We start from the raw sequence: 12,067 nt of genomic DNA on the forward strand, positions 1-12,067 counted from the left end.
AATCCCTCCTGCAAACCTCTCCTGATGGAGAGGGCTTTTGGCTCCTTTCGCCTGCGGGAGAAGCGATGCCCTGAGCGATGTCGAAGGGGGCGGGGGATGAGGGTGCTCCCTGGCAAGCCATGGGAATCTGCAAAAGTGGGATGCACCCGATTACCTCTACAGCAATTCAAAATATTTCTAGTGGATTTCTGCACCATCGGCTCCCAAAAATGGGACGATATTGGGGGACATTTTTTCAATACTAGATATCCTTCACCGGGCGATCGCCCCGGCTAAAGAGGAAAAGTCCCCCCATTCCATCGCTCTACAATGAGGCGAAAACGTGTTAAATCCCGGTCAACAACTCTATACCAAGCTACGCCACGAAGTAGCAGAAACGGGTGTCTTTAAACCCGACTGGAAGCATCTCTTGCGCCGTCTAACACTGTACGGCACGTTGCATATCCTATCGTATCTCGGTCTATTTTTCTGTGCAGATAGTGGGTGGCGTTGGGCTGCCATTATCGGCTTGACAATCAGCAATCTTCAGTTTTATTTCCTTAGTCATGATGCCGGACATTATTCCCTCTCCCGCCATCGTAAGGTTAACCTCTGGCTCGGTGAAATTGGTGATACGTTCATCGCTGGCGGTAGTTTTCGCTTCTGGCAATACAAGCACAACTTGCACCATCGCTACTGTAATGATGAAGCCTTAGATCCGGATATGAAAGGGGATTTCATCAAATTCTATGTTGATGATCCCACTGAGCGCCCGGCTTGGATTCGTTGGATGGTGCGGCAGCAGTCCTATTTGTTGTGGGTGTTGGCAATGTTTCATAACTTTGAGTTCCAGCGTATTAGTTGGCTTTACATGCTCAAAAACCCCAAGCAATGCCGCATTGAATTTTTGCTCATCCCGCTTCATTTTGTGGTGTATTTAATCATCCCGATCGCACTGCTGGGTTGGCCGATGGCGTTGGTCAATTACGGAATTGTGACGATGATGTCCGGTTTGATCTTGGCGAAACTCTTTGCTGTGAATCACATTGGGATGCCGTCGGTATCAGGTGACCATGGCATGTCGTTTATTGAGCAACAAGTTGTGACATCCCGCAATGTGATAATTCCGCGTTGGTTGGACGATTACTTTGGGGGATTGAATTACCAAATTGAGCATCATTTATTTCCTTGGATTCCGATTAGTCGCTATCGGCAGATTAGCCCTCTGGTGAAGTCATTTTGCCAGCAACATGCGATCGCCTATGTCGAAGAAGACCTGATCGCCTCCCTGCGCAGTGTGACCCGCCATCTCGATCGGGTGGGACAAACGGAACGCTAAGGCCTAGGGGAATCGGACGATTTGCACCGCCCCGGCCCTTTGGCTGGGGCGGTTTGCCGTGGGGCGATCAAGATCCGCCTGGGTTGTTCTACGATGTGGGACGATGGCCGGATAATGGTCTGGATTATGCAATCTCCAAAAATTCATCCCCCATGCTGTCTGATCTGCCCCCCCTGACGACCCAAACCATTTGGGACATTGTTAATGATGTGGTCGATGATGCGATCGCCAATCAACTGGTCTGGCAAGCCCTCGGCTATCGCTATGACCCTGACCGCCAAGTATGGGACACCGAGGCGGTTGACCCCAGTTGGCGCGACGACTACCCCGAACCGCCGGACTTCATCGCCCATCGTCCCCCCACCGTCAAGCTCACCCGCTCCATCCCCCAACCCGATAAACAATTACTGAAAGAGGAGTTGGGTTTTAAGGGTTACAAGTTGGGCGAATTTGGCCCGCGCCAAACCCGTCGTGCCACCATTGCCAACTGGTTACTGAGTTACCGAAAACAACAAGCCGAAGCGGGATAACAGGATGCAGCAATCAAGGCCCTGCGGGGTCTTTGCTGCGATCGCCATTGCACAATTTTCAGACAACTCGTAGCCAATCAGACAAGACGAAATTAGGATCATGCGCTACGGTGCAACTATTGTTACAACCTGAGCACCCTCCAGACCGGTCTAGTGGGTTGGTGCAAACGTTCGTTATTTTATGAAACCGAGATTATGGTGACTGTTGCCACAAAACCATCCATCCAGCTAGTTGAATCTGCAACCCATGAGTTACTCGCATGGGCCCACGCAGTTGATCATTCCTCCCTCACTATCTTTGAAAAAGGCTTAAAACTTGCCACTCGTCTCGGTGCGCATTATCGAGAGGATGGACTTGTGGAAATTGGCTTTTGGACACCGCAACTGATGGCCCAAGTGATGCGGAAACTCGAAATTTATTTTGAAGTCCTCACCCCGATCAGTCCCATTGATGTCAGTGTGCCGGAACAGGTGGTGCAATTTCGACGCGATCGCCTCAACCTCATGCAGCAGGGTGAATTTCACTGGGGCGTGATTGAAGGAATGACCCCCGGCAACCAGGATCAAATCGGCTCGTTTTATTGGTTACGCTACATCGATCAAAACGAACAACTCCAAGCCATCCGTGATCCCCTGGCCCATTCACTTCCCTACGGCATCTTCGCCCCGGCGGAACTCTACGATGTCAACGCCTTACAGCGCGATCGCACCGACCTCGACTACATCCGGCGCACCAGCGCCTCCGCCCTCCCCGAAAGCGAAGGCATTCACCTCTCCGCCGGCACCAACCGCATTCCCCGCGTCCGTGCCCCCCGCAATATCCTGCAATTGCACATCGGCACCGCCTCCAAAGAAGGCACCTTCGCCGGCCTCACCCGCATCTACCAAACCATCTCCGACAAACTCGCCCAAGGGGAAACCCTCTCCCCCGTCGAAGAAGCCTACGTGGGCTATGATGCGGTGCAATTTTTACCCACCGAACCCACCATCGAATACCGCGACGAATACAGCCCCGAAAGTGAATTTTTCTCCTTCATTGGCGAAGACGATGGCATCATCGACATCGAACTGACCAAACCCAACACCCAAGATTGGGGCTATGATGTCCCGATTCTCGGCTCTAGCACCACCAACGCCGCCTTACTCAGCAGCCTCCGCCCCAATGAAGTGATTGACTTGATCAGCACGCTGCATAACTTTTCCACGGGGCCCATTCAGGTGATTTATGACCTGGTGTACGGCCATGCGGACAACCAATCGGAATTGTTGCTGCCCCATCAGTTCCTCAAAGGCCCCAATATGTACGGGCAAGACCTTAACCATCAACTCCCGATGGTGCGGGCGATTTTCCTCGAAATGCAGCGGCGGAAGATCAACACCGGAGCCGATGGCATTCGGGTGGATGGCGGTCAAGATTTCCGCTTCTTTAATCCTCTGTCGGGGCGGGTTGAATATGATGATGCTTACCTGCTTGCCATGAGTGATTTGGTGCAGGAAATCGAAGGATGTCAGCGTCTATTGTTCACGATCTACGAAGATGGACGACCCTGGCCCCAAGAAGGCTGGGAAGAGATTTCCACCTATCGAGAACTCGTGGAGTTAAAACCGGAGGCTTACCAATGGGGGCCGTTAATTTTTGCCCACAATACACCGACGCTGAATGATGTCTGGGAAAAAAAATGGCGGCGCGTGTGTGAGGTGATGTACGAAGGCGATCGCTGGATTACCGGCTGCGCCAACCACGACACCGTCCGACGCGGCAATCAAGTGGACACCAATGCCGATATCAACTGGCATTTAGGTAAAACCCTGCCGGAAGTGCTGCGCAAAGCCTACGACAATCCCGCCGTGACGTTGTGGGTCTACGGGTTTAGTCCGGGGTTGCCAATGGACTTTATCAACGCCACCCTGCACGCTCCCTGGATGTTCTTTCGGAATACCGATGAACGCTACGGAGTGAAGGTGGTGTCGGAAGAGGCGGGCTTTTTAGATTGGCAGGTGACCCCAGATCTGTTCAAGCGCAAACATGCGTTTCGTCGTCTCAAGTCCTTGGGCTTCAAGCATATTGAAGAGTTGCGTGAGTTTAGCCAAGCTCTCAATACGGTCATGGAGGAAAAAGACTACAACATTTCTGAAGTGGTCGAGGCCATTCGCCTCTGTGTGGAAGGGCGCGGTGATAGTTGCGAGATGCCTAAAATCAGAGGGTTACGCCGTCCGGGGATGTTGCGTTTTCTCAGTAAGATGGATCTCGATCGCCTGAAGCAGTTTGCCCGCTGGTTTATGGAAGATTGCTATGAGGTGTGTAATGTGAGTCATTATCCCCGGATGGTGAATGCGGCACAGACTTCCCATAATCTCAGTCTCCGCCAGTTCCGCCATCGCTATCCGTGGCTGCGTCATAACCTGTCGGGGACGGATCGGTTTAATAAGATGAGCAGCGAGAAAACGACGGTATTTTATGGGGTGCGGAGTAATCCGGAACGCCCGGATGAGCAGATCGCGATGGTGGCTCATATGGGGGGCAGTCCGACACAGATTAAGCTGGGCGATTTGCTGCAATTGGAGGGCAAGGATTGGGAGATGGCGATCGCGTCCCCCGGCCTAGAGATTAAGAACCTCGATGCCTTTGAGTTACAGGATACCCAAGGGGTCTTGCTCACCCAAAAGGAGATCACTTAAACCATGAAGCGGGATTACACGCCGTAGCGATCGCTCAACTCCGTCACCCAAGTTAAGGCCTGGGCGGGGCGACTGAATTGGTCGGGAAACTGCTCTTCAAGGCGTTGGGCAATGTCCCCCAAACTGTCCCCCGCCGCCATGGCTGCGAGGGCGACTTGGGCCATCTGTCCCGCCCCGCTGAGGTTGGGGCGATGGGTGTGGCGACGTTTGGCGAGGCTGGTGGGGTTGATGGGGTCGGCGTTGAAGGTGGTTTGACGAAAGGTGGTGCGGCGATCGCCTCGCGCGATGGTGCTGTGCCATTGCCAGAGGTAGCGTTGATTGACGAGATTGGCGCGAAGCTGAAGGGTGATGCGATCGCCCCGCTGCAAGTCCAGGGGTTCCGGCCAGGGAAAAAAAGCCTGACTGTAGATCAACGGCGGTTGATCGGGCCCATTACTAAACCCCACCCCCGCCCATAGGGTCGTATCAAACCACAGCCCCACCCCATGACAGCGGCAATCCGTCGTGATGTCCCACTGTAGATCCCCCTGGACATCGGGGCTTTGGAGTTGGGGATAGTCCAGCGTTGCCCACGGCTGGGACGGGACGAGACAATCTTCCGGACGTAGCCGCACCTTGCGCCAGCGGTTGATCACGTAGCGTTGAGCAGCGGAAAAATCAAACCCGTAGGGCTGACTCTGCCAGGGCGCATGATAATACTGGTGGTAAATGTCCGGGAGATGCACCAGCGTCGCCCAGAGCCGATCTGCTTGGGGAATTAAGACCCCATTTGGTGCAAGGTGGCGATCGCGCACCTCGATAATCGTTGCCAAATGGGAGCCAAACAGCGGCAACACCCCCCGCAGATCCGACACCACCACGTCGATCGGTTCTGGAAAATGGAGCGATCGCACATCCGCCTGATAGTATTCAATCACCGCACCATAGCCATTGGCCGCCGTGATTTCCCGCGCAATATCCACCACGCCATCGGGTTCCACCCCATAGACCCGCCGCGCCCCCAACTGCGCCGCCATCAAACTATGAATCCCCGTCCCCGTGCCAACATCTAGCACTACCATCCCCGGCTGAACCACGGCACTCAAGGCCTGATGGTAAGGGCCCATCCGCCCCGCATCCATCATCATTTCGCCGTAGCCAAAAATGCTATACATGAAACCAGATATAACATGATTCCGTCGTTAAATCGGGTCTGAATCATGCCGGGCTGATCCTGCACCATTCCTCCTTGTTCTGTTGCCTAATCCTCTATGACTCGCCTGTACGAACTCTTTCTCAAAGGGGGGCCAGTAATGTACCCCCTGCTGGTGTTATCGGTTTTCACTCTCTCCTGTGCGCTGGATCGGGTGTGGTTTTGGCTGCGGTTGTTGCGCCAAGAGGATCAGGTGGCGCAGCGGATTTTAAAAACGGCGGCGGTGGATTTTAAGGAGGCGAAGGCGATCGCCCAACGTTCCGACAGTCTGCCCCTGGGTCGGTTTCTCCTCGCGCCGCTCCGGCTCAATCGTCCCAGCCCGGAAACCTTTCGCCTCGCCATGGAAGCCGCTGGGGATAAGGAATTCATCAAAATGCGTCAGGGGGAAAAGTTCCTCGAAACCGTGGTGGCGGTGGCACCGCTGCTGGGGCTGTTGGGAACGGTGACGGGGTTAATCACGACCTTTAATAACCTCAATATTGGCGGCGGCGGCAGTGCGGCGGAAGCCTCCCAAGCGGCGGTGGGGATTGGGGAAGCGTTGATCACCACGGCGGCGGGGATGATTGTCGCGATCGCTGCCCTGCTGGTGTTGCGGGTGATGGTGTCGCTGCAAACCCAGCAAATGGACTATTTTGCCGCCGTGGGCAGCGAGTTGGAATTGCTCTATCGTCAAGTCTGGGAATTGCAGGGGGATGAGGCGCGATCGCAACCCCACCCCGCCGATCCCCCCGCTGAAGAATTGTCCACCCCTACCCCCAATTGAACCTGAAAACGCTAGTCTAGAGGGAATGTATTCTTGACCTGTGAAGACCCGGTATTGCCATGACACGCCGTAGCCGTCCCACCTACGATCGCCCCCCCCAACGGAACTATGATCGCCCCCCCGCTGGCCGTCCTAGTGGTGGCGGCAACAAAAAATTCTTCCAGAACTTCAACTACGGCACAGTCGCCCTGCTGGGGGGAGTCTTTATCCTGGGCATTGGGGCCGGGATGGCGTTAAGCCTCTCCCCCGGCGACAATATCGCCAACGTCGCCTCTCGCGAAGTGATCGATCGCAGTGCCCCCAACGCCGACATTTGCCTGCAATACGGCGCAAGTGCGATCGTCACCGATATGCGGGTGTTTGTCACCCTCAACCCCTTCAACGTCTACGTCACCCAACCCTTAATGCAGCCCGGCTGTGTCCTGCGCCGCAATAACTGGTCCCTGCTCCAACAACGCAAACTCATTTCCAACGAACAGGTCAACGACTGCAAAAACCGGATGAATACCTTCGGCTTTACCGGAACCCTCGAAAGCAACTCACCGGACATCTCCTGCATCTATCAAAATGATGCCGCCGGTAATCTCTTCCTCAACAAACCCGGCATGGTCGGCTCACCCCAAGAAACCGAAAACTTCTAACGCGGCACAGATCAACAGGGAAATCAGGTCGTTGTGTCTGGCTTACATCAAGGCCAAAGGCGGATCAATATGTTTCCGTAGGATCAAGCAATTGTAATCCGGGGCCGGACGAACATACAGATATTCATCGGTGAGATTGTGAATCCACCGCAGGCCTCGGCCGCCCTCTTTACTAAGATCATCTTCCTGTTGAATGACCTCTTGGATTTTGCCCTTGAGATCAAACGGTTTGCCTTGATCCCAAACCCGCATTTCAATGTAGTTCGGAAACAGCGTAAACCCCAGGGGAATCGGAGTCTGTTTCGGCAGATCTTTGTGGGCATAGCGCACAACATTGGTGAACCATTCCACGAGGGCCGTTTGAGATTGCCAGTAAATCATCGAGGATAGACGCGATGCTGCAAATTGCTCGAACCGATCGAGGAGGTGTTCTACTTCAGCGAGATCACTTAGTAGGCAAAAATGCATTTGTTGAATGGGTTGTTGTTGCCTCACCAAACTAATATGCGTTAGACAGCACCACTCTTTTTGTTAAACAAAATTAATACGGTGCGGATGATCAACTTGACATCGTACCAGAGGCTCCATTGACTTTGATAACGTAGATCTAACTTAATCACATCTTCAAAGTTACGAATACTAGAACGTCCGTTCACTTGCCATTCACCGGTCATGCCGGGCTTCACATCTAACCGCTGCCATTCCGGGATTTGGTAAGCCTCGACTTCTTCGGGAGTGGGGGGACGAGTGCCCACGAGGCTCATTTCACCCCGAACAACATTGAGAAATTGAGGGAGTTCATCGAGACTTGTGCGCCGGAGAAAGCGCCCAACAGTGGTGACACGGGGGTCATTATCATTTTTGAAAAAGGCACCGCTGGCTTGGTTTTGCACCTGCCGTTTAAGACGTTCGGCATCGGTACACATGGAACGAAATTTCCAGATCCGGAACCGTCGCCCCATCCAACCACAGCGTACTTGTCCAAAGAGGATCGGGCCGGGGCTATCGCGCTTGATTGCGATCGCGATCGGCACAAACAAAATCGCCGTAATACTCAAGCCCACTAACCCCCCCACAATATCCATGGAGCGCTTCAGCCAAGACCGCACGGAAGGATGGGTTTCCGGAGGAAGACCGTGGTTCACCACTGGCGGCGGCGCACCCTCCGGACGCGATTCAGCTTCGATCGTCAAGACTTTGTCTAGACTGGTCATCGCTAAGACGGCTCGCACCGGGGGTCTCACATTGCGCAACACTAGTTGAGCACCCTGTTCAGTGGTGGCCTTGAGATTACTAACTAAGGCACCAACACCACTACTGTCCATAAATTGAGTGGCTGTAAAATCTAGAATAATCCGTTCCGTTTGAGGTTGATCCTCTAAAAGCTGCTGGTATTGGGTTTTAAAGTCCACAGCTTCCAAGACACTGAGGCGCGGTGGAATATAGACGATGGGCGTATTGTCGGTGAAGATAACAGTGAATTTATCTTCCGGTGAATTGCTAGCCATTAGCGTCCTACAGCGAGATTCGGAACAATGATGATGGCGGCTATACTCAGGTTCTCAGGAGCATGACCGTATCCGGACAGTTTAACTGTGCTAACCCTGAAAATGGATGAGGATAACGGGCCATTGAAAGCTTGAGAGAGTGATGCAAGAGGCTGCATCCGTTGTTAGATTGGAGATAATCTCATCGAATCCCCCAATTTTAACAAAAATGTTGCGAAATTCCCCTTCTTCGCTGGCGCAGGGAGGGGATGGATCGCAAGCGGCATCCTCCTGCCCGATTCATCGTCTATTTTTGAGGTAGGACAAATCCAATGCGCCAAAATGGGTGCTCAGGGCCACATGAATATTTTCCATCGACTGCACGAGCCAGGGCACGCCCTCTTCTGTGGATGATTCGTAGTGACTGAACAAGATGGCGAAGCGTTTTTCGAGCGATGGCTTGACTTGGTGGCAGAGGAGGGTGATTTTGAGCAGCAACATGATGGTGGGGGTTGCGCCTAAGTTGGTGACGAGATCCACAAACACGTAATGATTCGGGCGTTGGGGACTTTCCACCACTAGGAAATTGAGGAGATGGCTAGAGGTGCGCAGTAGTAGGGTGTTGTTGGGTTTTTGCAGGTCGTAACGGGACAGGGTGCTTTGGAGTTTTTCGTAGAGCTTGTCGTTGAATTTGCGCTTGCCGTACCGGGGATCAATTGACGCAATTAGATATTCGTAGAGATCGTCTTTGAAGGTGCGGAAGGAGGGGGCTTGGAGGCTATGGGTGAGGAAGCTTTTGGCGAGGTCATCGGAGGTGAGATTACCCTGCACTCGACCGACGAAATGCCTGAGGGCGTAGTCCAGTTCGCGATCGCTCAACAGGGTTGGATTTTCCACCGGGTGAATAATCCGACCGCGCTTGTTGGCCTCCTGGAGACGCAGTTGATAGGTAACATAGTGGGACAGATCAAGCTCAAACTGCATTTGCAGTTGATCGCGAATGTGGCGCACGGTTTGCTGATGCTCGTAGCCGCTGTCTTGACTCAGCAAACAATGCTCGTAGAGATAGGGATAGCGGTTGATCAGTTGCCCCACAAGACGCTCGTTTTCGGCTTCGGTGGGGTCGTAGGGGCGGGGCCGTAGTTTGCCCTGATTGTCGCTGGTGTGCTTAATCACCGTTGCCAAACGTTGCAGGGTGACATACTGCTCAGTCTTGAGAAAATCATGCATTAATTGCCGGAGTCGGCGCGGGCCGCGGGCGTAGGTGTTCCCGACGGGCGGCACGAGTTTGAGTTGCTCCACGAGTTCCGGAATCACCCAGCGGGTGTTCGGTTGGACTTGCCAGCGATTGATCAGGATGTGACAGCAGCGATTGAGAAAGAAGGGAAAGGTTTGATCTGCGCCTTTTTCGATGGCGATCGCTTCTAAGGCTTGGCGCACGTCGAGGGGCTCGTAATGCCGTCCGCCAATAAAAAGACGACGAAACCGGTCTAGCAAGCTGTCCGGAGTTTCGGTTTGCACAGCATACAGCAGGTGGTCACACACCACCTGTTCATGATCGCCTGTTGAGGTTGGATAGGGATTGATCAACGCTGTCACCGAACGTATTCCTCCCTGTCAGTTATAACAAGTTCCGCTGAATTTTCCGACCGATGTTGCACAGCAAATAGTGATGACCCCCCCATTACCTGGGGTAATGAGGGGCAAGGGGGTAATTTGATCATAACCTTGGTTGTTGTGAATTCTGCTCCGCGCAACCACTGAAACTCTAGCCAGAATCCCCAAAGAATGCCTATTATGCTGGGCGATCGCGTTCTTGCGGACACGGGGTGCTCTAAAATCAGAAACTATCAAATAAGGATTTTGAGTCGAGATAAGGTTATGACGGTGGATCTCGCATTACGTCAACTGAACGCGATTTTAAACACCACAGCCACGGGCGCGATCGCTGACCGTCCGATCACAGGCATCACCACCGATACCCGCACCCTCGCACCGGGCAATCTGTTCGTGGCGTTGCAGGGGGAGAATTTTGACGGCCATGGGTTTTTAGGGATAGCCCAGGAACGAGGGGCGATCGCTGCCATTGTCCAAACCCCCGCCCCCGATCTAACCATTCCGCAATTTCCCGTCCCCAACACCCTCACCGCCTACCAAACCCTAGGGCGCTGGTGGCGACAACAATTCACAATCCCGATCATTGGTATTACGGGATCAGTGGGCAAAACCACCACGAAGGAATTAATCGCCGCCGTTCTGGGCCACTCTGGCAACGTCCATAAAACCCAAAAAAACTACAACAACGAAATCGGCGTTCCGAAAACCCTCCTCCAACTCACCCCAGAGCATGATTACGCGGTGATTGAAATGGCCATGCGCGGCCCCGGCGAAATCGCCGAACTCACCGAAATTGCGATTCCCACTATCGGTTTAATTACCAATGTGGGAACGGCGCACATTGGCCGCTTGGGGTCGGAACAGGCGATCGCCAACGCCAAATGCGAACTCCTCGCCACCATGCCCCGCCACAGCATCGCCCTCCTCAACGCCGACAATGCCCGCCTGATGCGCACCGCCCCCCAATTTTGGCAAGGCGAAACCCTCACCTACGGCCTCACCGCTGGCGATTTACACGGGGAACTCCTCAACCCCCACACCCTCCGCGTCCAGGGCCAAGACTTCCCCCTCCCCCTACCGGGAGAACACAACGCCTCCAACTACCTCGCGGCGTTGGCGATCGCTCAACTCCTCGGCCTCGATTGGCAACCCCTCCAAGCTGGGCTAGTGGTTGAGCTACCCGGTGGACGCTCCAAACGCATCGACCTACCGGGGGATGTGACGCTACTCGATGAAACCTACAACGCGGGCTATGAATCGATGGTGGCCGCCCTCCAACTCCTCAAAGCAACCCCCGGATCGCGCCACATTGCTGTTTTAGGAACGATGAAAGAACTGGGCGACGCGGCCGATCGCCTCCATCGCCAAGTGGGCCAAACTGCCGCAGACTTGGGCATTGATCAATTAATCGTGTTGGTGGATGACCCCGACGCGCAGGGCATTGTTGTCGGGGCGGGGTCTGTTCCCTGTCAGGTGTGCCACACTCACAGCGAGATTATTGATGTTTTAAAAACGATAATTAAAGGGGGCGATCGCATCCTCTTCAAAGCCTCTAATTCCGTCGGTCTGAGCCAAGTGGTCGCCCAAGCGCAAACCCTCAGCCCAAACCGCTAAACCGAACTATTGCGATCGTCGGCGCTCACGATGGAGGTGAATTCCCATCATGATTAGGGTGAACAAAATACCGACGGACGGATGGATCAAACCAATCAGTAAAGACGCTAAGTTTTCCGCGATAATCTTTTGTTGGGGAGTGAATTGGTAACGCATTAAGGAGTGTTGAATTCGATTACTCCTGTTGTAAAATTGCGTTGATCACCTCATATAACCCCCCAGTTTC

General features: G+C 53.7%; 11 protein-coding genes. 6 read left to right on the forward strand and 5 right to left on the reverse strand.

The genetic code is table 11. The features are described 5' to 3' along the window. Positions 1-322: 322 nt before the first annotated feature. The 3 genes from SPI6313_RS15665 (at position 323) to gghA (ending at position 4,527) form a co-directional block, all read left to right on the forward strand. The gene (locus SPI6313_RS15665; protein WP_072621846.1) at positions 323-1,318 is read left to right on the forward strand and encodes a fatty acid desaturase family protein; all 996 of its coding nucleotides are present in this window, start codon (positions 323-325) and stop codon (positions 1,316-1,318) included. Between the two features lie 155 nt (positions 1,319-1,473). Further along, positions 1,474-1,848: a DUF1823 family protein gene (locus SPI6313_RS15670; RefSeq protein ID WP_072623175.1), complete on the forward strand. Its 375-nt coding sequence runs from the start codon at positions 1,474-1,476 to the stop codon at positions 1,846-1,848. Between the two features lie 198 nt (positions 1,849-2,046). Then, on the forward strand, positions 2,047-4,527 hold the full coding sequence (gene gghA, locus SPI6313_RS15675) for a glucosylglycerol hydrolase (protein WP_217650797.1): 2,481 nt from the start codon (positions 2,047-2,049) through the stop codon (positions 4,525-4,527). 14 nt (positions 4,528-4,541) lie between these two features. Here gghA and SPI6313_RS15680 read toward each other — a convergent pair whose 3' ends face one another. Continuing rightward, positions 4,542-5,681, reverse strand: a complete 1,140-nt coding sequence (locus tag SPI6313_RS15680; RefSeq protein WP_072621848.1) for a 50S ribosomal protein L11 methyltransferase — start codon at positions 5,679-5,681, stop codon at positions 4,542-4,544. Between the two features lie 96 nt (positions 5,682-5,777). On the opposite strand from SPI6313_RS15680, the gene SPI6313_RS15685 reads away from it, so the two are divergent. Both SPI6313_RS15685 and SPI6313_RS15690 read left to right on the forward strand, forming a co-directional pair. After that, on the forward strand, positions 5,778-6,482 hold the full coding sequence (locus SPI6313_RS15685) for a MotA/TolQ/ExbB proton channel family protein (protein WP_072621849.1): 705 nt from the start codon (positions 5,778-5,780) through the stop codon (positions 6,480-6,482). A gap of 59 nt (positions 6,483-6,541) precedes the next feature. Beyond that, on the forward strand, positions 6,542-7,123 hold the full coding sequence (locus tag SPI6313_RS15690; protein WP_072621850.1) for a DUF3172 domain-containing protein: 582 nt from the start codon (positions 6,542-6,544) through the stop codon (positions 7,121-7,123). Between the two features lie 42 nt (positions 7,124-7,165). Here the strand turns inward: SPI6313_RS15690 and SPI6313_RS15695 are convergent, their stop codons facing one another. The 3 genes from SPI6313_RS15695 to SPI6313_RS15705 all read right to left on the reverse strand — a co-directional run bounded on the left by SPI6313_RS15695 (position 7,166) and on the right by SPI6313_RS15705 (position 10,209). Continuing rightward, complete coding sequence (locus SPI6313_RS15695; protein ID WP_084669064.1) at positions 7,166-7,591, reverse strand: ATP-binding protein; 426 nt, start codon at positions 7,589-7,591, stop codon at positions 7,166-7,168. Positions 7,592-7,632: 41 nt separating this feature from the next. Next, positions 7,633-8,631: an anti-sigma factor antagonist gene (locus SPI6313_RS15700; RefSeq protein ID WP_072621851.1), complete on the reverse strand. Its 999-nt coding sequence runs from the start codon at positions 8,629-8,631 to the stop codon at positions 7,633-7,635. A gap of 279 nt (positions 8,632-8,910) precedes the next feature. Beyond that, entirely contained in the window at positions 8,911-10,209 is a 1,299-nt protein-coding gene (locus SPI6313_RS15705) for a hypothetical protein (RefSeq protein ID WP_245788816.1), read from the reverse strand. 282 nt (positions 10,210-10,491) lie between these two features. Here SPI6313_RS15705 and SPI6313_RS15710 point away from each other — a divergent pair, with 282 nt between their 5' ends. Next, complete coding sequence (locus SPI6313_RS15710) at positions 10,492-11,841, forward strand: UDP-N-acetylmuramoyl-tripeptide--D-alanyl-D-alanine ligase (protein ID WP_072621852.1); 1,350 nt, start codon at positions 10,492-10,494, stop codon at positions 11,839-11,841. A gap of 6 nt (positions 11,842-11,847) precedes the next feature. On the opposite strand, the gene SPI6313_RS23640 is transcribed toward SPI6313_RS15710, so the two are convergent. After that, positions 11,848-11,997: a hypothetical protein gene (locus SPI6313_RS23640; RefSeq protein ID WP_175551160.1), complete on the reverse strand. Its 150-nt coding sequence runs from the start codon at positions 11,995-11,997 to the stop codon at positions 11,848-11,850. Between the last annotated feature and the right edge of the window lie 70 nt (positions 11,998-12,067).

Origin of the sequence: Spirulina major PCC 6313, from assembly GCF_001890765.1 — a bacterium.
GTDB lineage: Bacteria > Cyanobacteriota > Cyanobacteriia > Cyanobacteriales > Spirulinaceae > Spirulina > Spirulina major.

What these genes read in the sequence shown, in the direction of transcription:
- SPI6313_RS15680 (WP_072621848.1), bottom strand. Translation starts at nt 5,681, where the DNA reads ATGTATAGCATTTTTGGCTACGGCGAAATGATGATGGATGCGGGGCGG.
- SPI6313_RS15685 (WP_072621849.1), top strand. Translation starts at nt 5,778, where the DNA reads ATGACTCGCCTGTACGAACTCTTTCTCAAAGGGGGGCCAGTAATGTAC.
- SPI6313_RS15690 (WP_072621850.1), top strand. Translation starts at nt 6,542, where the DNA reads ATGACACGCCGTAGCCGTCCCACCTACGATCGCCCCCCCCAACGGAAC.
- SPI6313_RS15695 (WP_084669064.1), bottom strand. Translation starts at nt 7,591, where the DNA reads ATGCATTTTTGCCTACTAAGTGATCTCGCTGAAGTAGAACACCTCCTC.
- SPI6313_RS15700 (WP_072621851.1), bottom strand. Translation starts at nt 8,631, where the DNA reads ATGGCTAGCAATTCACCGGAAGATAAATTCACTGTTATCTTCACCGAC.
- SPI6313_RS15710 (WP_072621852.1), top strand. Translation starts at nt 10,492, where the DNA reads ATGACGGTGGATCTCGCATTACGTCAACTGAACGCGATTTTAAACACC.
- SPI6313_RS23640 (WP_175551160.1), bottom strand. Translation starts at nt 11,997, where the DNA reads ATGCGTTACCAATTCACTCCCCAACAAAAGATTATCGCGGAAAACTTA.